This is a genomic window from Aliidiomarina sedimenti, assembly GCF_003986955.1.
Classification (GTDB): Bacteria; Pseudomonadota; Gammaproteobacteria; order Enterobacterales; family Alteromonadaceae; genus Aliidiomarina; species Aliidiomarina sedimenti.
This window is the reverse complement of sequence record NZ_PIPN01000001.1, coordinates 601215-620720: the sequence shown is the minus strand read 5'-3', so window position 1 is coordinate 620720 and position 19506 is coordinate 601215. Positions and strand designations below refer to the sequence as shown.

At 52.6% G+C, this 19506-nt stretch carries 21 protein-coding genes; 20 read left to right on the top strand and 1 reads right to left on the bottom strand.

Annotation, left to right across the window (positions count from 1 at the left end):
• Window positions 1–127 precede the first annotated feature (127 nt).
• Both CWE12_RS02975 and CWE12_RS02970 read left to right on the top strand, forming a co-directional pair.
• The gene (locus CWE12_RS02975) at window positions 128–400 is read left to right on the top strand and encodes an FAD assembly factor SdhE (RefSeq protein WP_126788175.1); all 273 of its coding nucleotides are present in this window, start codon (window positions 128–130) and stop codon (window positions 398–400) included.
• Window positions 400–849 carry a protein YgfX gene (locus CWE12_RS02970; protein ID WP_126788174.1) on the top strand — a complete coding sequence of 150 codons (450 nt, stop codon included), beginning with the start codon at window positions 400–402 and terminating at the stop codon, window positions 847–849. The genes CWE12_RS02975 and CWE12_RS02970 overlap by 1 nt, the downstream gene beginning before the upstream one ends.
• Here CWE12_RS02970 and nadB read toward each other — a convergent pair.
• Entirely contained in the window at window positions 818–2422 is a 1605-nt protein-coding gene (gene nadB, locus CWE12_RS02965) for an L-aspartate oxidase (RefSeq protein WP_126788173.1), read from the bottom strand. The genes CWE12_RS02970 and nadB overlap by 32 nt on opposite strands.
• Window positions 2423–2579: 157 nt before the next feature.
• Between nadB and rpoE the strand changes: the two genes are divergently transcribed.
• The 18 genes from rpoE to ispD all read left to right on the top strand — a co-directional run bounded on the left by rpoE (window position 2580) and on the right by ispD (window position 19485).
• Window positions 2580–3158 (top strand): RNA polymerase sigma factor RpoE, encoded by a 579-nt coding sequence (gene rpoE / locus CWE12_RS02960; RefSeq protein WP_126788172.1) that lies wholly within the window; start codon window positions 2580–2582, stop codon window positions 3156–3158.
• 18 nt (window positions 3159–3176) lie between these two features.
• Window positions 3177–3794 (top strand): sigma-E factor negative regulatory protein, encoded by a 618-nt coding sequence (locus CWE12_RS02955; protein ID WP_126788171.1) that lies wholly within the window; start codon window positions 3177–3179, stop codon window positions 3792–3794.
• 2 nt (window positions 3795–3796) lie between these two features.
• Window positions 3797–4777: a MucB/RseB C-terminal domain-containing protein gene (locus tag CWE12_RS02950; protein ID WP_126788170.1), complete on the top strand. Its 981-nt coding sequence runs from the start codon at window positions 3797–3799 to the stop codon at window positions 4775–4777.
• Window positions 4716–5228, top strand: coding sequence for a SoxR reducing system RseC family protein (locus CWE12_RS02945; protein WP_241984120.1), 513 nt, complete (start codon window positions 4716–4718; stop codon window positions 5226–5228). The genes CWE12_RS02950 and CWE12_RS02945 overlap by 62 nt, the downstream gene beginning before the upstream one ends.
• A gap of 122 nt (window positions 5229–5350) precedes the next feature.
• A complete protein-coding gene (gene lepA / locus CWE12_RS02940) occupies window positions 5351–7168 on the top strand; it encodes a translation elongation factor 4 (protein ID WP_126788169.1) in 1818 nt (605 codons plus the stop codon).
• A gap of 18 nt (window positions 7169–7186) precedes the next feature.
• On the top strand, window positions 7187–8107 hold the full coding sequence (gene lepB, locus CWE12_RS02935; RefSeq protein ID WP_126788168.1) for a signal peptidase I: 921 nt from the start codon (window positions 7187–7189) through the stop codon (window positions 8105–8107).
• The gene (gene rnc, locus CWE12_RS02930; RefSeq protein WP_198675671.1) at window positions 8104–8796 is read left to right on the top strand and encodes a ribonuclease III; all 693 of its coding nucleotides are present in this window, start codon (window positions 8104–8106) and stop codon (window positions 8794–8796) included. Before lepB ends, rnc begins: the two co-directional genes overlap by 4 nt.
• On the top strand, window positions 8793–9692 hold the full coding sequence (gene era / locus CWE12_RS02925; protein ID WP_126788167.1) for a GTPase Era: 900 nt from the start codon (window positions 8793–8795) through the stop codon (window positions 9690–9692). Before rnc ends, era begins: the two co-directional genes overlap by 4 nt.
• A 3-nt stretch (window positions 9693–9695) precedes the next feature.
• Window positions 9696–10472: a DNA repair protein RecO gene (gene recO / locus CWE12_RS02920; protein ID WP_126788166.1), complete on the top strand. Its 777-nt coding sequence runs from the start codon at window positions 9696–9698 to the stop codon at window positions 10470–10472.
• Between the two features lie 17 nt (window positions 10473–10489).
• Window positions 10490–11218, top strand: a complete 729-nt coding sequence (gene pdxJ, locus CWE12_RS02915; RefSeq protein WP_126788165.1) for a pyridoxine 5'-phosphate synthase — start codon at window positions 10490–10492, stop codon at window positions 11216–11218.
• A 2-nt stretch (window positions 11219–11220) separates the two neighbouring features.
• Complete coding sequence (gene acpS / locus CWE12_RS02910) at window positions 11221–11598, top strand: holo-ACP synthase (RefSeq protein WP_126788164.1); 378 nt, start codon at window positions 11221–11223, stop codon at window positions 11596–11598.
• 72 nt (window positions 11599–11670) lie between these two features.
• Entirely contained in the window at window positions 11671–13869 is a 2199-nt protein-coding gene (gene relA, locus CWE12_RS02905; RefSeq protein ID WP_126788163.1) for a GTP diphosphokinase, read from the top strand.
• A gap of 19 nt (window positions 13870–13888) precedes the next feature.
• Window positions 13889–14698, top strand: a complete 810-nt coding sequence (mazG, locus tag CWE12_RS02900) for a nucleoside triphosphate pyrophosphohydrolase (RefSeq protein ID WP_126788162.1) — start codon at window positions 13889–13891, stop codon at window positions 14696–14698.
• 83 nt (window positions 14699–14781) lie between these two features.
• Window positions 14782–16422 carry a CTP synthase gene (locus CWE12_RS02895; protein WP_126788161.1) on the top strand — a complete coding sequence of 547 codons (1641 nt, stop codon included), beginning with the start codon at window positions 14782–14784 and terminating at the stop codon, window positions 16420–16422.
• Between the two features lie 14 nt (window positions 16423–16436).
• Window positions 16437–17732: a phosphopyruvate hydratase gene (gene eno / locus CWE12_RS02890; RefSeq protein ID WP_126788160.1), complete on the top strand. Its 1296-nt coding sequence runs from the start codon at window positions 16437–16439 to the stop codon at window positions 17730–17732.
• Window positions 17733–17749: 17 nt separating this feature from the next.
• Entirely contained in the window at window positions 17750–18421 is a 672-nt protein-coding gene (locus CWE12_RS02885; RefSeq protein WP_126788159.1) for a hypothetical protein, read from the top strand.
• 8 nt (window positions 18422–18429) lie between these two features.
• A complete protein-coding gene (gene ftsB / locus CWE12_RS02880; RefSeq protein WP_126788158.1) occupies window positions 18430–18738 on the top strand; it encodes a cell division protein FtsB in 309 nt (102 codons plus the stop codon).
• A 24-nt stretch (window positions 18739–18762) separates the two neighbouring features.
• On the top strand, window positions 18763–19485 hold the full coding sequence (ispD, locus tag CWE12_RS02875; RefSeq protein WP_126788157.1) for a 2-C-methyl-D-erythritol 4-phosphate cytidylyltransferase: 723 nt from the start codon (window positions 18763–18765) through the stop codon (window positions 19483–19485).
• Window positions 19486–19506: the final 21 nt, after the last annotated feature.

Sequence of the window (19506 nt, the reverse complement as noted above, 5' to 3'; positions counted from 1 at the left end):
TATACAGCTCTAGTTTGGGGCAAAAATCTGAATTACAAGCTGCAGGGGAAATTTTTCCCATGGTATCATGGCGGCACAAAATAGCGTCCAAACCAGGCATCAGCCTGGAGTGACATGAGGAGTACCCATGGAGTACATCAAACAATCTGCCGATGTGTTGATTGACAAAAAACGCCTGCGTTGGGCCTGCCGTCGAGGCATGCTTGAGCTGGATGTGCTTTTTCTGCCCTTTGTTGAAGAGGCGTATGACGAGCTGTCGGATGAGCAGAAGGCCGTCTTCCGTCGCCTGATTACCTGCGATGATCCGGATTTGTTCGGCTGGTTCATGGGCCACCAGGTGTGTGAGGATGCGGAGCTGGATGCAATGGTTAAGCTGATGCTAAGTCGGGTTAAAGTCTGATGTGGAGCCTGCGCCTTCAGCCGTCGGTGATGCGCAGGCAACTTATTCTGGCGTGTGCCGCCGTGACCGCGTGTACAGCAGCCTGGGTTTTCTGGCGAAGCCTGCAGACCTGGTGGCTGGACTGGTTATGGTGCTGGCCTTTGCTGTTGGTAAGTGCATTTTGTTGCTGGCGACAAAGCAGTCAGCCGCAGCACGGCGACACTTTGTGCCTCAGCGAGCAGGGCCGTGGTTACTACGTCTCTGATACGCAGCAGCGGTTGCAACTTAAACAGGGGTTACTGACACCGTTTGTGGTGTTTGTTCAATTCAGTTGCGAGCAACAGCCATTGCCGTGGCGCTGGCTGTATCGGGATCAACTGGACGACGCTGCTTGGGCGCGCCTGCGCCGGGTCTGTCTGAATTGTCAGCAGCAGGGCGTTAAGCCTTATGGCCCGGGGCAACGACCGTAGGTTGTGGGTTCGGCTGTAAATCCGGATAGTCGAGATTATAGTGCAGGCCGCGGCTTTCTTTACGCTGCATAGCACTCATCACAATTAACTCTGCAACCTGAACCAGATTACGCAGTTCCAGCAGGTTATTTGAGACGCGGAAATTGGCATAATAGTCATGGATTTCCTGCTGCAACAGTTCAATCCGCCGTGCCGCGCGTTCGAGCCTTTTATTGGTGCGTACAATTCCGACATAGTCCCACATAAACAAGCGCAGCTCGTGCCAGTTGTGCTGAATAATGACTTCTTCATCTGAGTCTGTGACTTTGCTTTCATCCCAGGGGGCCAGGTCAGGTGGCCGTGTAACGGTGGCATGCTCGGCTAACATATGTTCTGCCGCCGCATGAGCAAACACAATGCACTCCAGCAACGAATTGCTGGCCATACGGTTGGCCCCATGCAGACCGGTGTAAGCCACTTCACCAATGGCATAAAGCCCGGCCAGATCGGTCTGGGCATTTTTATCGGCCATCACCCCGCCACAGGTGTAATGTGCAGCTGGCACCACCGGCATGGCTTCTTTGGTAATGTCGATGCCTAAATCGAGGCAACGCTGATAGATAGTGGGGAAGTGTTGCTTAACAAAATCACTGTCCTGATGCGAAATATCGAGGAACATGCAGTCGGCGCCAAGTCGTTTCATCTCGTAATCGATAGCTCGGGCGACCACATCCCGTGGGGCCAGCTCGTTGTCCGGGTGGAAGTCGGCCATAAATGCTGAGCCATCCGGGCGTTTCAATATCGCGCCTTCACCACGCAAGGCTTCGGTCAGCAGAAAGTTCTGGGCTCTGGGGTGGTACAAACAGGTCGGGTGAAACTGGTTAAATTCCATGTTCGCGACCCGACAGCCCGCACGCCACGCCATGGCTATGCCATCGCCGGAGGCGACATCCGGGTTGCTGGTGTACTGGTACACTTTACTCGCACCGCCGGTGGCAAGGGTCACAAAGGGTGCACTAATGGTGTAGACCAGCCGTTCTTCACGGCTCCAGGCATAGGCCCCAACACAACGGCGCTGGTTGCCTTCGCCGGCACTAATCAGGTCGATGGCGTTGTACCCTTCGAGCACTTTGATTCTGGGGTGGCGTTCGATCTGACTGACCAGGGTGGTTTGTACAGCACGCCCGGTGGCGTCGGCCGCATGCAGAATGCGGCGATGGCTATGACCGCCTTCACGGGTAAGGTGAAAACGGGCTTCACCTTTGGCATCGGTTTCCTGATCAAACGGAGTGCCAAGTTCTATCAGCCACTGCAACGCAGTTTTGGCACGCGATGCGGTAAAGTGCACGACCTCGGCGTCACACAGGCCTGCGCCAGCTTTTAAGGTATCGTTGACATGAGATTCAATGCTATCATTTTCATCGAATACCGCTGCGATACCGCCTTGCGCATAGTAGGTCGAGCCCTCGACCAGAGGACCTTTACTCAGTACTATAACGTTCAGGTGTTGGGCAAGTTTAAGAGCCAGTGACAGGCCGGCAGCGCCGCTGCCGATAATCAGCGCATCGCATTGGAACGCGTGACGAGAGGTCATAGTATCCATAGACTGTTGTGAAGATTGAAAATGAATTTTACCCTTGTTCGTGCAGTAAATGCGAACTTTTTAAAAGGCTGTCGGTCTAGGTAGGTGACACGCAGCTCGAGCCAGTGCTACTTGTAGTACGAGCAAGGGAACGGGAGAGATGGCTCGGATGAGCGAACAGGACATAGATCAACAACTTGTAGAACGAGTACAACAAGGTGATCAGGCTGCGTTTGATATTCTGGTAAAGAAATATCAGCACAAGATCATGAGTTTGATTTCGCGTTACGTTAAGCAGCAAGGTGATGTGCCGGATGTAGCGCAGGAGGCATTCATTAAGGCGTATCGTGCGTTGCCGAACTTTCGTGGTGATAGCGCATTTTATACCTGGCTGTATCGTATTGCGGTGAATACCGCGAAAAATTACCTGGTATCGCGTGGTCGTAAGCCACCTGGTACCGATATTGATGCTCAGGATGCAGAGTTTTTGGATGACGGTCATGGTCTGAAGGACATTGCTTCACCTGAGAGTCAGATGTTATCTGATGAAATTAAAGCCGTGGTGCTCGACGCCATCAATGCCTTGCCAGATGACCTGAAGCAGGCAATTACCCTGAGGGAGCTGGATGGCATGGGGTATGAAGAGATAGCAGTCACCATGGATTGTCCGATTGGTACCGTACGTTCTCGTATTTTCAGAGCACGCGAGGCCATCGATAAAAAGTTAAAACCCCTTTTAGAAGGTTAAACTGTTGAGGAAACGCGTATGACTGACAAGCATAATGAACATCTGTCAGCACTGCTGGACGGTGAAGATGTTAATCATAGTCTGCTTGATCGCATGCTGAAAGACGACGAACAGAAGTCGACTCTACAGCGTTACCAGCTGGCAAGCTCTATTATTCGGAACGATGTACAACCGGGTATGGCGATTGATATCTCGGCGGCCGTTGCCGCTCAGGTAGCCGCTGAACCTGCGCACCGCGCAGCTGTGGCAGCTACAGCCAAGGCTGGCTGGTGGAAATCTGCCGCAAACGATGCATGGTGGCGCCCTGCAGCAAGCTTTGCAGTCGCCGCAAGTGTTGCGTTAGTGACCGTGATTGGGGTAACCAATTACCAACTCGAACCGGGCAATGATATTCCACAGTCTGGTTCGTCGCCGGTGTTTGAAACCGCACCTTTTGATGGCATGGCAAATCCCGTGAGCTTTAATGCAACGGAAGCGCCTGCGGTACCATCCAGCGGCAGTGATCAGCGCCGTCAGATCCAATCATTCTTCCTTGATCATCAACAGCAGACCCAGTTAAGTCAGCAGGAACAGGAAGAAGCCGAGGCCCAGGACGCGGCGTCGCAAGACCCGATACCAGACAATAACGGACGGTAGTGATGAAACAAGCGGTACAGTATGCGTTCGCATGTCTGGCGTTGACGCTGAGCATGCACGCGGTGCAGGCACAGACGCAGAACCAGACTGACAGTAGCGAGAGTGCACAGGGTGCAGCGTTATTTGACCGTATGCAGCAGGCTTTGCGTGAATTAAATTTCGATGCCTCATTTGTGCATGTTCGCGGGCAACGTATTGAACCCTACCGCTGGTTACACAGCCGTTCAGAGAACGGCAATGAAGTTGAAGTTCTGGCTACGCTTAACGGACCTGAATACCGTGCGCTGCGTCACAATAATCACGTTTCTTACTATCATTCGCTTGGTTCCCCTTATAGTTTGCGCGCAACCGTGCTTAATGGACCGTTGCCCGCCGGTTTTTTTCAGCCCTTTGAAAAAATAGCAGGGGCCTATAACGTCATGGCTGTCGGTGGTGGCCGGGTGATGGACCGTGCCGCAGACCATATTCGGGTGATTGCCCGGGATCGTCAGCGTTATGGCTACTCGATCTGGGTTGACCGCGAAACTGGCATGTTATTGCGTACGGCAACCTTGTCAGTTCATGGCGATGTTCTGGAGCAGGTGCAGTTAACCACCTTATTTACCAGTGACAGCTTTCTGGATAACTTACGCGACGTAAGCGAGGTGTCACGGCCACCCCTGGTTGATGACAACTCGAATCGACGGCCTCTTGCCCAACAGTGGCAGATAGGCTGGTTGCCACAGGGGTTTGAGCTGATCCGCTCGAATAATCATCGTATGGCGGTAACCGGACAGCCGGTCGATTACTACCTCTATACTGATGGTCTGGCCAAATTGTCTATCTATATCAGCGCCCGCAATCAGGCGACTTCGGCGATGCAGATAGAAGGTGCCGAATCACTGCATTCGACTGAGCTTGGTGAGTACCAGGTGACAGTGGTTGGCGGAGTACCGGCTGAGACCGCACAACGAATTGCGCAGTCAGTTCGTACGCCGCGATGAGGGGCTCACCATGATCCGTGAAATCGGCACAGTCACCGCAGTCAACGGACGCAGCGTTGACATTCAGACCCAGTTAAAAAGCGGCTGTTCCGGCTGTAGCAAACAAAATACCTGTGGTGCAGGCTTGTTATCGAAAGCGTTGCCAGGGCGTCGCGGGCATTTCAGTGTGGTGACGAATGAGTCGCTAAGCCCGGGGCAGGACGTCGAGCTGCAGTTGCCGGAAGAGGCGCTGACGCGTTTTTCACTGGCGGTTTACATGTTGCCACTGCTGGCGTTATTTGCCGGCGCTCTGCTTGGGCAATGGTGGTTTGCGGACCATGAAGGTGGTTCCATCGGGCTCGGGTTTGCCGCATTTGCCTTTAGTTTTTACCTTCTTCGTCGTTATTTACGCCACAAAGATGTCAAAGTTCAGGCCTTATTACAGGTTAGAGGATTGTCAACGACGCCTTAAGCCTGCCGACTTTCGTTGTATGGATGGTGAAAAGCGAGTAAAATTTCGCGCTATCACTATTTCTGGCGCCCCCATGACTGGCGCCAGAGGAACGAATTCAGCGGTTCTATAACGAGGTTTGAATGAGCCAGCCAGGCATTGCCAAGAAGAATATTCGCAACTTTTCCATTATTGCCCACATTGACCACGGAAAATCGACACTGTCGGATCGTCTGATCCAGCATTGTGGTGGTCTGGCTGATCGCGAAATGGCAGAACAGGTGCTTGATTCGATGGATATCGAACGCGAGCGCGGTATCACCATCAAAGCGCAAAGCGTTACCTTGTATTACGACGCCAGAGACGGTGAGCGTTACCAGTTAAACTTTATCGACACTCCAGGTCACGTCGACTTTTCCTACGAAGTTTCACGCAGCCTCGCTGGTTGTGAAGGTGCCTTATTGGTCGTCGACGCGGCACAAGGGGTGGAAGCGCAAACGCTGGCAAACTGCTATACCGCGATCGAAATGGATCTGGAAGTAGTCCCGGTATTGAATAAAATCGATTTGCCACAGGCGGACGCGATGCGCGTGGCGCAGGAAATTGAAGACATTGTCGGTATTGAAGCCATCGATGCGGTGCAGTGTTCAGCGAAAACCGGAATTGGCATTGAAGAAGTGCTGGAGCGCATTGTTACTCAGATCCCTTCCCCGCAAGCCGAAGCCGATGACGATGCGCCTGTGCAGGCACTGATTATTGATTCCTGGTTTGATAATTATCAGGGCGTGGTGTCGCTGGTGCGGATTAAAAAAGGTGTGTTACGTGCCGGTGACAAAATGAAAGTGATGAGTACCGGCCAGGTTCACCAGATTGACAAGGTTGGTATTTTCACACCGAAACCCCTTGATACTGGGGTATTGCATGCCGGTGAAGTTGGTTTTGTGATCGCTGGGATTAAAGATATTTTGGGTGCACCGGTCGGTGATACGCTGACCCTGGCGAAAAATCCGGCGGAAAAACAATTGCCTGGCTTTAAAAAAGTGAAGCCACAGGTTTACGCCGGTATGTTCCCGATCAGCTCAGACGATTATGAGAACATGCGCGATGCGTTAGGTAAGCTTAGCCTGAATGACGCGTCACTGTTCTATGAACCGGAAAACTCGACCGCGCTTGGTTTCGGTTTCCGCTGTGGCTTCCTTGGTATGCTGCACATGGAAATCATTCAGGAGCGCCTCGAACGCGAATATGATATTGATCTGATTACCACGGCACCAACGGTGATTTATAAAGTTACCACTACCAAAGGTGTCGAAGTTAAAGTCGACAACCCGTCTGCGTTACCGCCGGTAAACGATATCGATACGATTTATGAGCCGATTGTTGAAGCCAATATTCTGGTGCCGCAGGAGCATTTGGGTAATGTTATTACCCTGTGCGTGGAAAAACGCGGTGTGCAAACCAAAATGGAGTACCATGGCAATCAGGTAGCGTTAACTTACGAGTTGCCGATGGCGGAAGTGGTCATGGACTTCTTTGACCGTCTGAAGTCAACCAGTCGTGGTTACGCCTCGCTGGATTACCAGTTTAAACGTTTTGAGCCGTCACACATGGTTCGCGTTGATATTATGATTAACGGCGATCGGGTCGATGCGCTGGCATTAATTACGCACCGTGACAACGCAGAATTCCGCGGTCGTGAAGTGGTCGACAAGATGCGTGAACTAATCCCGCGGCAGATGTTTGATATTGCTATTCAGGCGGCGATTGGAAATCACATCATTGCGCGCAGTACGGTCAAACAATTACGCAAAAACGTTACCGCGAAGTGCTATGGTGGTGACGTGAGTCGGAAGAAAAAGCTGTTGCAGAAGCAGAAAGAAGGTAAGAAACGGATGAAGCAGGTAGGTAATGTGGAAGTTCCTCAGGAAGCGTTTCTTGCAGTGTTAAAAACTAGCAAGTAGGGCAACAAGGATGACAGTATGACTGTGTATTTTTCCATTTTTCTGGTTTTGCTGACGTTAGCAACTGGTATTATTTGGGCCATCGACCATTTTGTCTGGAAGCCAAAACGGAACGACAAAATAACCGCACTGGAATCGCAAACCGGCACCCCATTTACGGATGACCAGAAAGACCAGGCAGCACCGCAGTCAAGCATTGCGGAGTTTGCTCAGGCGGCATTCCCGATCCTGGCGTTTGTACTGATCATGCGTTCGTTTATTTATGAGCCATTCCGTATTCCGTCCGGTTCGATGATGCCGACCTTGCTTGAAGGCGATTTCATTCTGGTGGAAAAATTCCGCTACGGCCTGCGCGATCCCGTGTGGCGCAATGAGTTTATTGAAACAGGCCGCCCTGAGCGTGGTGATATTGCAGTCTTCAAATATCCGGAAGAACCGGATGTGGACTATATTAAACGTGTTGTAGGCCTGCCCGGTGACCGGGTTATCTACCGTGAAAAGAAGGTCTATGTGCAGCCAGCACAGTGTGAAGCGCCTTGCGAGGAACCAGAGATTCTGGTCGCCGAGCGGGAAATGCTGAGTCAGGGTGAGTTTTTTAAAGATCGTTACCCGCTTACCCGATACCGCGAAGCACTGGACGGGCGCGAGCATGATATCCTGATTAACCATGCCAGCCGTCCGCATTTGGGCATTTATGCGCGTCAGGACGGCACCCGTGATGACGAGTGGATTGTGCCTGAAGGGCATTATTTCATGCTTGGCGATAACCGTGATAACTCCATCGACAGCCGCTTTTGGGGCTTTGTGCATGAGGATTTACTGGTCGGCCGGGCAACCTTTATCTGGATGAGTTTCGAATTTGACCGTGATCGTAATAGCTGGATGCCTGATTGGGTGCCCAGCAAGGTTCGTTTTGACCGTCTGGGAGGCATTGAGTGAGTTTAACGGCAACAGCCATTCGCCAGTTAAATAACGTTATTGGTTATGAATTCAAGGACGTCGCGCTGCTTAAGCGTGCGTTGACGCACCGCAGTGCATCGACCAAGCATTACGAACGACTCGAATTTCTTGGCGACTCCATTTTAAGCATGGTTATTGCCGAGGTCCTGTTTCAGCGCTTTACCAAACAGGACGAAGGTGACTTGAGCCGGATGCGGGCTACGCTGGTTTGTGGCCCGACCCTGGCGAAACTGGCGCAGCAGTTTGAACTTGGTGACCATTTACAGCTTGGTCCCGGCGAATTGAAAAGTGGCGGCTTTCGGCGTGAGTCGATTTTATCGGACGCGGTGGAAGGCATTATTGGTGCGGTCTATTTAGACAGTGATCTGGATACCTGCAAGGCAATGATCCTTAACTGGTTTGAGCCGATGCTAGAGACGATTAAGCCAGGCGTTAGCCAAAAAGATCCGAAAACCCGTTTGCAAGAACATTTACAGGCAAGGCAGTTGCCGTTGCCGTTGTATGAAGTGGTGGCCAGACAAGGCCAGGCACACAATCAGAAGTTTACCGTGAGTTGCAGTTTTGACGGTCTCGAGACGCCTGTAAAAGGCACCGGGACCAGTCGCCGCAAAGCGGAGCAATCAGCGGCCAGTGCCGCACTGCAACAGATAGAAGGTAATGTATCATGACAGAAGACACACGCAGTGGTTTCGTCGCCATTGTTGGCCGCCCAAACGTGGGTAAATCGACCCTGCTGAACCAGATCCTCAAGCAGAAAATCAGCATTACCTCGAAAAAGGCCCAAACCACACGCCACCGTATTCTCGGTATTGAGACTGAGGGTGAAGATCAGGTGGTGTATGTTGATACCCCCGGCTTACACAGCGACGAGAAAAAGGCGATAAACCGTCTGATGAACCGTGCTGCAAGCTCATCAATAGGCGATGTCGACCTGGTGCTTTTCGTGGTCGAGGCAACGACCTGGGGTGAAGACGATGAAATGGTGCTGCAAAAAATCCGCCGCAGCCAGCGACCCGTGGTACTTATCCTCAATAAAATTGATCAGCTGAAAGACAAATCCAGTTTGTTGCCGCATATTCAGATGCTGAGTGAAAAGCACACCTTTGCTGATATTCTGCCGATGGTTGCCCGTTCTGGCGAGCATATTCCGGTACTGAAAAAGATTGTTAAAGGCTTTCTTCAGGAAGGCGTTCACATGTTCCCGGACGACTATGTTACCGATCGTTCAGTGCGTTTTATGGCGGCGGAAGCGGTGCGCGAAAAGCTGATGCGTTTAACCGGTGACGAGTTGCCCTATTCAACGACCGTTGAAGTGGAAAAATATGAGACCCATGAGTCGGGCACCACCCATATTCATGCCCTGATTCTGGTTGAACGAGAATCGCAAAAACGCATGGTTATCGGCCAGGGCGGCTCGAAATTAAAAGAAGTGGGTCAGCAGGCGCGACGCGATATTGAGAAATTGATTGGTGGCAAAGTTCACCTGAACCTGTGGGTCAAAGTGAAGTCCGGTTGGGCTGACGATGAACGCGCATTGCGAAGCTTAGGGTACGGCGAGGACTAAAAGGTGCAGCCAGCTTATGTCCTGCACCGCTGGCCGTATCAGGAACATAGCCTGATCGTTGAGTTATTCAGTGCAGAGCAGGGCCGCGTTCGCGTGGTTGCACGCGGCGCAAGACGCAGTAAGAAGGGTCAGGCAGCGTTGCTGCAGCCGTTTCGGCTGTTACAGGTTGAATGGCGGGGGCGCAGCGACTTAAAAACGCTGACCAGCGTCGACACCGGTGAATACGTCGCTAACCTGGCTGGCGATTATCTTTACTGCGGCTTTTATATCAATGAACTGCTGCAACGTTTAATGCCGGAACACGCAGCGATACCCGCCTTATTTAATGATTATCAGCACACCATTGATTTATTGCGTCAGGGGCTTCCGATGGAGCCTGTGCTGCGTAAATTTGAATGGCGACTGTTGTGCCACCTGGAACTTGAGTTTGACTGGCAGCATGAGGTTGAACAGGGCGAGCCGATGGTCGCTGACGGAGTATATTACTTTCGTCCCGGTGAAGGCTTTGCACGGGTCTGGCACGGACGCGAACCGACTCCCCATTTTAGCGGTGCAGATATTGCCCGGATGGCCGACTTTGCCTTGCAGGACCCGCAGCTTCTTAACCAGTTCAAGTTTGTGATGCGCAGAGCGCTGGGCGCCTATTTAGGCAATAAGCCATTGCGCAGCCGCGAACTTTTCCAGGGTAAGCCGGCGTCAGGCAACGCCGGGAGAAAGCTCGAAAGCAATGCCGGAGCAGCATCCGCGGACGATCAACCAACCGATACTAACAGCAAATAATAAGAGGAGCATGCAGCATGCAGGGACCTTTATTAGGGGTAAATATTGATCATGTAGCGACACTGCGTAACGCACGTGGGGTAGCCTATCCTGATCCGGTGCAGGCAGCTGCGGTAGCTGAGCAGGGCGGCGCAGATGGAATTACCATTCATTTGCGTGAAGACCGTCGCCACATTGTTGACCGCGACGTCGAGATGTTGGCAGAAACTCTGCAGACCCGAATGAACCTGGAAATGGCGATGACCGATGAGATGGTTGCCATTGCCTGCCGGGTGAAGCCGGTTTATGTGTGTCTGGTACCGGAAAAACGCGAAGAACTGACCACGGAAGGCGGGCTCGATGTGGCCGGTCAGATTTCCCGGACCCGCGATGTGGTAACTCAACTTACTGAGGCGGGTATTCAGGTAAGTCTGTTTATTGATGCTGACACCCGTCAACTGGAAGCCGCCCGTGAAGTGGGTGCACCGCTGGTTGAACTGCATACAGGCCATTACGCCGAGGTGTCGGGCCAGGCTCAGCGGGATGCTTTGATGCAACTGAGAAAATCGGCACGCGAAGCGAAAGCGCTGGGGCTGACAGTGAATGCCGGGCATGGTTTGCATTATCACAACACTGCGGAAATCGCGGCGATCCCAGAGTTTTATGAACTGAATATCGGTCATGCCATCGTAGCCCGTTCTGTGTTTACCGGGCTGGAGCAGGCGGTGCGGGAAATGAAACACATTCTGCAAAGTGCGCGAGTGTAACTATGAGCGTGCTTGGGATCGGGACCGACATTGTCAGCATTGAACGAATTGCCGGGTTACTGCAACGCAACCCGGCATTTGCTGAGCGGGTACTGACCCCGACAGAGCGTGCAACCTTTGCTCAACACAGCCAGCCGGTAGCTTTTCTGGCCAAGCGCTGGGCGGCAAAGGAAGCGACAGCGAAAGCGCTGGGAACTGGCATTGGGCAGGTTTCCTTCCAGCATATCGAAGTCACCCGCTTGCCGAGTGGGCAACCTCAGTTGCAGTTGCATGGTGCTGCTCAGGCGCAGGCGACCGCCCTTGGAGCGACCCAATTTCACCTTTCCCTCAGCGATGAACGCGAATTTGCCATAGCTTACGTGGTTTTGTCTGCTATTTGATTGACAGGGCAGGCCTGATTTCGCACATTGTAGCTACGGCAGTCGCTTTTTCTGGTAGCAGGTAGGAATAACATGGTTCAGGTTCGCAGTATTCACGTCGACAAAGGGGTTCAGCAGCAGGGTGGCTGGCTGGCCGCGATTAAACGTGACAAGGTGCGCGACAACCTGAAAGCGTTGGCTGCAGCGTTGCAACGCCTTCCTGCGATTGAACAAAACCCTTCCTTGTTGGTTAAAGGCGAAGAAATGGTTGAGATCCTGGCCGATCTCAACCTTGATAAGCTGGGACTGCAGGCGGCGTTGTGTCTGCCGGCGTTTGAACACGCCGCCATAGACAACGACTGGCTGCATGAGCAGGGCGGTGACAAGCTGGTGGCGATGGTGGATACCGTGCATCAGATGCAGAGTATCAGCGAGCTGCAACACTTCCAGCACGGTAAACCCAATGCCGCTCAGATCGACACCGTGCGCCGCATGTTACTGGCCATGGTGGAAGATGTCCGCGCGGTGCTGATTAAGCTGGCCGAACGGATTTGCCAGTTGCGCTTACTGAAAAATGCCGATGAAGAAGAGCGTGTACTGGCAGCGAAAGAATGCAGTGAAATCTATGCGCCGCTGGCCAACCGTTTAGGCATAGGTCAGCTTAAATGGGAGCTGGAAGACCTCGCCTTTCGTTACCTGCATCCGCAAACCTACAAACAAATCGCCAAACAGCTGGACGAAAAACGTCTGCAGCGGGAAGCCTATATCGACGAGTTTGTCACCGATTTACAGGCCCATCTTGATGCAGAGCACGTCGATGCCAGCGTCTATGGGCGGCCCAAACATATCTACAGCATCTGGCGCAAGATGCAAAAAAAGAACCTCGGCTTTGATGAACTGTTCGATATCCGGGCGGTGCGGGTTGTCACTCAGTCACTGAAAGACTGCTATGGCGCGCTGGGGGTGGTCCACACCAGATGGCGCCATCTGGCGTCGGAGTTTGATGACTATGTGGCGACCCCGAAAGCAAACGGCTACCAGTCTATTCATACGGTGGTGATTGGGCCGGAAAGTAAGAATGTCGAGATCCAGATCCGTTCAGAGCAGATGCATGACGACGCCGAAATGGGAGTCGCGGCGCACTGGGTGTATAAAGAAGGCGCACCTGGCGGCCGTGGTCAGGGCTACGAGGAACGCATTGCCTGGCTGCGTAAGTTGTTAGCCTGGCATGAAGACATGGCCGAAAACGAGGATCTGGTGCAGGAAATTCGCAGTCAGGTTTTCGAAGACCGGGTCTATGTGTTTACCCCAAAAGGGGACGTAATTGATCTGCCGGCCGGTTCGACGCCGCTGGATTTTGCCTATTACATTCATAGCCAGGTTGGCCACCGCTGTATTGGGGCCAAGGTCGATGGACGCATTGTGCCTTTTACCTATCATCTGCAAAACGGTGAACGGGTTGAAATACTGACGCAGAAAGAACCGTCACCGCGGCGTGACTGGATGAACCCGGGCCTGGGCTATCTCAATTCCGGTCGGGCGCGAACCAAGGTTGCCACCTATTTTAAAAAGCTCGACCGCGATAAACATATTCATGCCGGTAAAGAGCTGCTTGATGCGGAACTGGCCCGACAGAAGCTGACCATGGCCGATGCGGATAAAGCGGTGTCGCGCTTTAATATGACCCACCCCGATGACCTGCTGGCAGCAATTGGTGCTGGTGATATAGGGTTGCATCAGGTGGTCAATTACCTTAAACCGCCGTCGGAAAGCGAAGATCAGTCGGCTGAGCAGGTGCTGAAAAAGGTCATTAAACGCAAAACTGCGAGCAAAAAAGGTAAAGAAGGCGTTCAGGTTGAAGGAATAGGCAATCTGATGATGAGCTTTGCCCGCTGTTGTCAGCCGTTGCCGGGCGACCCCATTATGGGCTATGTGACCCAGGGGCGAGGCGTTTCGGTGCACCAGAAACACTGTGAACAACTGCAACAGCTTCTCGAGATAAGCCCTGAACGGGGAATCGACGTGCACTGGTCAGGTGGCACGCAACAACAATATGAAGCACGCATCGAAGTGCAGGCGATGGACCGCAGCGGTTTACTGCACGAAATTACCACCATTATGTCGAATGAAAAAGTGAACGTCAGTGAGGTTAATTCGAAGCTGGACCCGCGCTCGTCGCAGGTGAGCCTGCTGCTGACGCTGTTTGTTCGCGACCACGACGAGCTGCAGCGTGTGCTGGGGCGTATTCGCCAGTTGACCGACGTTATCAGCGTCCAACGGATGCAGTTATAACAGACCTGAGGAAAGGGTAATGCAGGTATCAGTACCGACCGATTCATCTCCACTACAACGCTTGCTGCAGATTATGGCGGCGTTGCGCGACCCAGAGTCCGGCTGCCCCTGGGATCTAAAGCAGGATTTTGCCAGCATAGTGCCGCACACCATTGAGGAAGCCTATGAAGTAGCAGATGCCATTGCCAGGGGCGAACCTCAGGCGATTCAGGATGAGCTGGGTGATTTGCTGTTTCAGGTGGTTTTTTATGCTCAGCTGGGACGTGAACAAGGCTGGTTTGGCTTTGATGACATTGCTGCCGGTGTCGGCGATAAACTGATTCGACGTCATCCCCATGTCTTTGCCGCGGGCTCTGATGGCATGACCGCCGATGCAGTCAAAGAGCAGTGGGAAGCGATTAAACGCGACGAGCGTGCAGAAAAAGACGCCTCTGCGAGTGTATTTGCCGATGTGCCGGCCAATTTACCGGCACTGCTGCAGGCGGTGAAAATTCAAAAGCGCTGCCGCAGTGTTGGTTTTGACTGGAACGATATTCGGCCAGTGCTGGATAAAGTGCGTGAAGAGGTCGATGAAGTCCAGGCTGAGCTTGATGCAGCGCAGTTGGATGAGGACAAACTGGCGGAAGAAATTGGCGATTTGCTGTTTTCAGTGGTCAACCTGGCGCGCCATGCCAAAGTGAACCCGGAATCAGCGTTACGGGCTGCGAACCAGAAGTTTATTCATCGGTTTAACGCGGTGGAGCGCCAGGCCGAGGCCGCGCAACGTCCGCTGGCCGACTTTTCTTTAGTTGAATTAGAGACTTTCTGGCAGCTGGCGAAACAATCGTGATTGTTGCGGGTGCGGATAACGGGTATACTATTTCCCCGTCTTAAGTACTTTTCCTAAAAATTCCCTGACTCTACAGGTTATGCATGGCAACAAAATATATTTTCGTCACCGGCGGTGTTGTATCCTCGCTGGGAAAAGGTATTGCGGCGGCTTCTCTAGCAGCAATTCTCGAGGCCCGTGGCCTTAACGTTACAATCCTTAAACTGGACCCGTACATCAACGTGGATCCGGGCACAATGAGCCCGATTCAGCACGGTGAAGTATTCGTCACCGTCGACGGTGCTGAAACGGATCTGGACCTTGGTCACTACGAACGTTTTATTCGTACCCGCATGACCAAGAAAAACAACTTCACTACCGGACGTGTGTACGAAGATGTTTTGCGTCGTGAGCGCCGCGGAGACTTCCTTGGTGCAACCATTCAGGTTATTCCGCATATTACCAATGACATTAAGCGTCGCGTTATTGAAGGTGCTGAAGGCTACGATGTCGCTTTGGTTGAAATCGGTGGTACGGTCGGTGATATCGAATCGCAGCCGTTCCTCGAAGCGATTCGTCAGTTAGGCACTGAAATAGGCCGCGAGCGGGCGATGTTTATTCATCTCACTCTGGTGCCATTTTTGGGTGCCGCCGGCGAAGTCAAAACCAAACCTACTCAGCATTCGGTAAAAGAACTGCGCAGCATCGGTATTCAGCCAGATGTGCTGATTTGTCGTTCTGACCGCACCGTGCCTGCGAATGAGCGCTCTAAAATCGCGCTGTTCACCAATGTACAGGAACGCGCGGTTATTTCACTTAAAGACGTCGACAGCATCTACAAGATCCCGGCGATTTTGAAAGCGCAAGGGCTTGATGAACTGGTGATCGAACGCTTCGGGATTAAATGCAAAGAAGCGGACCTGGCGGAATGGGAGCGAGTGTTATACCTCGAGTCCAATCCTAGTGGTGAAGTGACAGTTGGCTTTGTCGGTAAGTACGTCGAGTTGCCGGACGCCTACAAGTCGGTCAATGAAGCGCTGGCTCACGCCGGTTTGCACAACCGTTTAACGGTGAATATCCGCTATATTGATTCACAGGATATTGAAAGCAAGGGCTTAACCAAACTGGAAGGCTGTGATGCGATCCTGGTGCCGGGTGGCTTTGGTGGTCGCGGTATTGAGGGCAAGATCATGGCGGCCCGCTATGCCCGTGAGAACGACATTCCTTATTTGGGTATCTGCCTGGGTATGCAAATCGCGCTGATTGAGTATGCGCGCGATGTGGCAGGTCTGGAAGGCGCGAACAGCACAGAATTTGATGAACAGTCAGCACATCCGGTGGTTGGTTTAATTACCGAATGGATGTCCGAAAGCGGACAGACCGAAATGCGCGATGAAGGCTCTGATCTGGGCGGCACGATGCGCTTAGGTGCACAAAGCTGTCACCTCATCGCCGGGACTAAGATCCATGAAATGTACGGCAGCGAATTGATTGAAGAACGCCATCGTCATCGCTACGAGGTCAACAATAACTACCGTGACCAGCTCGAAAAAGCAGGTTTGGTGGTCTCTGGCCTGTCCCACGACAAACGTCTGGTGGAAGCGATTGAAGTTAAAGATCACCCTTGGTTTATTGCTGTTCAGTTCCATCCGGAATTTACCTCAACCCCCCGCGATGGGCACCCGCTATTCAGTGGCTTTATTGCAGCGGCTGGCGATTATCAGAAAAAACAACGTAGTAAATAAACAGGACGTTCAAGATGAGCAAGATTGTAAAAGTTATTGGTCGTGAAATTATGGACTCCCGCGGTAACCCGACGGTTGAGGCCGATGTTTACCTTGAATGCGGTGCGATGGGTCGGGCCTGTGCGCCAAGCGGCGCCTCGACCGGCAGCCGTGAGGCACTGGAACTGCGCGATGCAGACGCGGGTCGTTACCTGGGTAAAGGCGTATTAAAAGCGGTAGCTAACATCAACGGTGCTATTGCCGAAGCACTGAAGGGTCATGATGCGATGCATCAACAGGCCATTGATGACGTGATGCTGAAGCTGGACGGTACTGACAACAAAGAAAAGTTAGGCGCTAATGCGATTCTGGCGGTGTCTCTGGCAGTAGCCAAAGCGGCAGCTATTAGCAGTGACACACCGTTGTACGCGCATATCGCTAAACTCTATGGTCAGCAAGATACCTACAGCATGCCACTTCCTATGATGAATATTGTCAACGGTGGCGAACATGCTGATAACAACGTCGATATTCAGGAATTCATGATCCAGCCCGTCGGTGCAAAAAACTTTGCCGAAGGCCTGCGCATGGGCGCTGAAATTTTTCATGCGTTGAAAGCGGTCTTGCGCAGCCGTGGTTTAAGCACTGCGGTTGGTGACGAAGGTGGCTTTGCACCGAACCTGGCGTCGAATGAAGAAGCACTGCAGGTGATTGTCGAAGCGGTTAAAAACGCAGGCTATCGGATGGGTGACGATGTCACCTTAGCGCTTGATTGTGCCGCCTCTGAGTTTTATCAGGATGGTGTCTACAACCTCAAAGGTGAGGGCAAGACCTTCAATGCTGAAGAGTTTGCGGATTACCTTGCTGGCTTGTGTGAACGCTACCCAATTATCTCAATTGAAGACGGTCTCGATGAAAGTGACTGGGCGGGCTGGAAAGTACTGACCGAGAAACTGGGTGATCGCGTACAGCTGGTGGGAGACGATTTGTTCGTGACCAATACGGCGATTCTAAAACGCGGTATCGATGAGAAAATCGGTAACTCGATCCTGATTAAGTTCAACCAGATTGGCAGCCTGACCGAAACCTTAAATGCGATTCGTATGGCGCAGGATGCGGGCTTTACCGCGGTTATTTCACATCGCTCTGGTGAAACAGAAGATGCCACTATCGCTGATCTGGCGGTGGGTACCAGTGCCGGGCAGATAAAAACCGGTAGTCTGTGTCGCTCAGACCGTGTTGCTAAGTACAACCAGTTGCTACGGATTGAAGGTGAATTGGGTAATGCCGCGCCTTATAATGGCCGTAGCGAAGTGAAGGCGGCCAGTTAGGCCACCCGGCACCAGTGATGAATCAGGCGGACTTTCTCTCCGGTTATGGGCAAAGCCAGTTTGCTGAGCTTTGCAATGCGCTGTATGAACGGGAGCTGCATGATTTAAGCTGGAATGGGCCAGACAACGCGGGCTTTTTGAAGCGCCGTCTGGCCAGTCTGCCTTCGTATGTAAAGCGTGCCTCGCACGCTTTACTTCGTTTAGAGCAAACGCGTTTGCAGCAGCACCAGAACGGCGGCTACCAGGGTTTGTTGTTGGATGTGCAGAATGCCAGCTGGCAGGGCAAACAAGCCGCCCACGCACCAGCCAGGAAGCATCAGGGCGAGAAACTGCAACACTGGTTGCAAAAAAACGCTGCCCTGGGTCTGGTGATGCCGGTACAGGTTGAACATCAGCAGCTACAAAGCGTATACCTGGATAGCATTGACCAGTTAGATCTGGAGGCCAGCGAAGCGGGCCGTGTTCATCTGAACCGCTATGGCTGGTTCTACCTTGATGGCAGGCCGTTAGATGAAGCCGGGGCGCTGTTACTGAAACCGACCAGGCAGAGCATGACGGCAGCCTGTTGCGGTCATCAGTGGTCGGTGGCTGGACGTAAGCTGCCGCGTACATTAAGCTTGCGTGAGGTGTTGCTGGCCACCACATTACAGTGGCCGCGTTTTACTCAGGTTGTCCCGTTACCTGCTTAGGTTGAACTATGCGTTTATTAACTTTGATTACTCTTGCCTTGTTGCTGGCATTGCAATATCGGTTCTGGGCTGGCGACAATGGCCTGGCAGAATTGCACGCAATGCAGCAGGATATAGAACGTCAGCAGGCGTCTAACGAGCAGCTGGAACAACGCAATCAGCTATTACGAGCTGACATCCACGACTTGCGCAATGCGCAGGAAGCCGTTGAAGAGTTCGCCCGCAATGAGCTGGGACTGATTAAAGAAGACGAGACGTTTTTTCGCCTGGTTCGTTTGCAGCCCGATGAATCGTTGCAACCCGTTAATAGCAATTAAAACCCCGCACTGAGCAGCATTATAATGACAACCCGACAAACCCCGGCGACACCCTATATCGCAGTGGTTCCGGCTGCCGGTATTGGTAGCCGAATGCAGTTGGAACAGCCTAAGCAGTACCTGCAACTGGCTGGGAAAACGATTCTTGAACACAGCATCGCGACTTTGCTCGCTGAGCCTCGCATTCAGGCCGTGGTAGTGGCCCTGCACGCCGACGATGATCAGTTCAGCCAACTTCCGCTGGCTCAGGATACGCGCCTGCATACCGTCATTGGCGGTGCCAGCAGAGCCAGTTCAGTAACCTCGGCTTTGCGCTATCTGGTACAACACTGGCCGCATGCGCATGCCGTGGTGCATGATGCGGCCCGGCCTTGCTTACAACCTTCTGATCTGGCCTGTTTACTGGATACGGCTGCTGAGTATCCCGACGACGGGGCGCTGCTGGCCTATCCGGTGCGCGATACAATGAAGCGCAGCACGGTGCAACAACGGGTCCTGCAAACCGTGTCACGGGAGCATCTGTGGCATGCGTTAACGCCTCAGGTATTTTCGGCAACAGCATTGCTCGAGGTGTTACTAAAAGCCGAGCAGGCCAAAGTTGAGATCACGGATGAAGCTTCTGCGATGGAATGGGCCGGGGGGCAGCCGCATTTGGTCAGCGGGCGGTCGAGTAATATAAAAGTAACGCAACCTGACGACTTGGACTTTGTCGATCTATGGCTGCAACAATTCATTGGTAATCAGTAATCGTTTACCATCTGTAAGGTT

What these genes read in the sequence shown, in the direction of transcription:
- CWE12_RS02975 (WP_126788175.1), top strand. Translation starts at nt 128, where the DNA reads ATGGAGTACATCAAACAATCTGCCGATGTGTTGATTGACAAAAAACGC.
- CWE12_RS02970 (WP_126788174.1), top strand. Translation starts at nt 400, where the DNA reads ATGTGGAGCCTGCGCCTTCAGCCGTCGGTGATGCGCAGGCAACTTATT.
- nadB (WP_126788173.1), bottom strand. Translation starts at nt 2,422, where the DNA reads ATGACCTCTCGTCACGCGTTCCAATGCGATGCGCTGATTATCGGCAGC.
- rpoE (WP_126788172.1), top strand. Translation starts at nt 2,580, where the DNA reads ATGAGCGAACAGGACATAGATCAACAACTTGTAGAACGAGTACAACAA.
- CWE12_RS02955 (WP_126788171.1), top strand. Translation starts at nt 3,177, where the DNA reads ATGACTGACAAGCATAATGAACATCTGTCAGCACTGCTGGACGGTGAA.
- CWE12_RS02950 (WP_126788170.1), top strand. Translation starts at nt 3,797, where the DNA reads ATGAAACAAGCGGTACAGTATGCGTTCGCATGTCTGGCGTTGACGCTG.
- lepA (WP_126788169.1), top strand. Translation starts at nt 5,351, where the DNA reads ATGAGCCAGCCAGGCATTGCCAAGAAGAATATTCGCAACTTTTCCATT.
- lepB (WP_126788168.1), top strand. Translation starts at nt 7,187, where the DNA reads ATGACTGTGTATTTTTCCATTTTTCTGGTTTTGCTGACGTTAGCAACT.
- era (WP_126788167.1), top strand. Translation starts at nt 8,793, where the DNA reads ATGACAGAAGACACACGCAGTGGTTTCGTCGCCATTGTTGGCCGCCCA.
- pdxJ (WP_126788165.1), top strand. Translation starts at nt 10,490, where the DNA reads ATGCAGGGACCTTTATTAGGGGTAAATATTGATCATGTAGCGACACTG.
- acpS (WP_126788164.1), top strand. Translation starts at nt 11,221, where the DNA reads ATGAGCGTGCTTGGGATCGGGACCGACATTGTCAGCATTGAACGAATT.
- relA (WP_126788163.1), top strand. Translation starts at nt 11,671, where the DNA reads ATGGTTCAGGTTCGCAGTATTCACGTCGACAAAGGGGTTCAGCAGCAG.
- mazG (WP_126788162.1), top strand. Translation starts at nt 13,889, where the DNA reads ATGCAGGTATCAGTACCGACCGATTCATCTCCACTACAACGCTTGCTG.
- CWE12_RS02895 (WP_126788161.1), top strand. Translation starts at nt 14,782, where the DNA reads ATGGCAACAAAATATATTTTCGTCACCGGCGGTGTTGTATCCTCGCTG.
- eno (WP_126788160.1), top strand. Translation starts at nt 16,437, where the DNA reads ATGAGCAAGATTGTAAAAGTTATTGGTCGTGAAATTATGGACTCCCGC.
- CWE12_RS02885 (WP_126788159.1), top strand. Translation starts at nt 17,750, where the DNA reads ATGAATCAGGCGGACTTTCTCTCCGGTTATGGGCAAAGCCAGTTTGCT.
- ftsB (WP_126788158.1), top strand. Translation starts at nt 18,430, where the DNA reads ATGCGTTTATTAACTTTGATTACTCTTGCCTTGTTGCTGGCATTGCAA.
- ispD (WP_126788157.1), top strand. Translation starts at nt 18,763, where the DNA reads ATGACAACCCGACAAACCCCGGCGACACCCTATATCGCAGTGGTTCCG.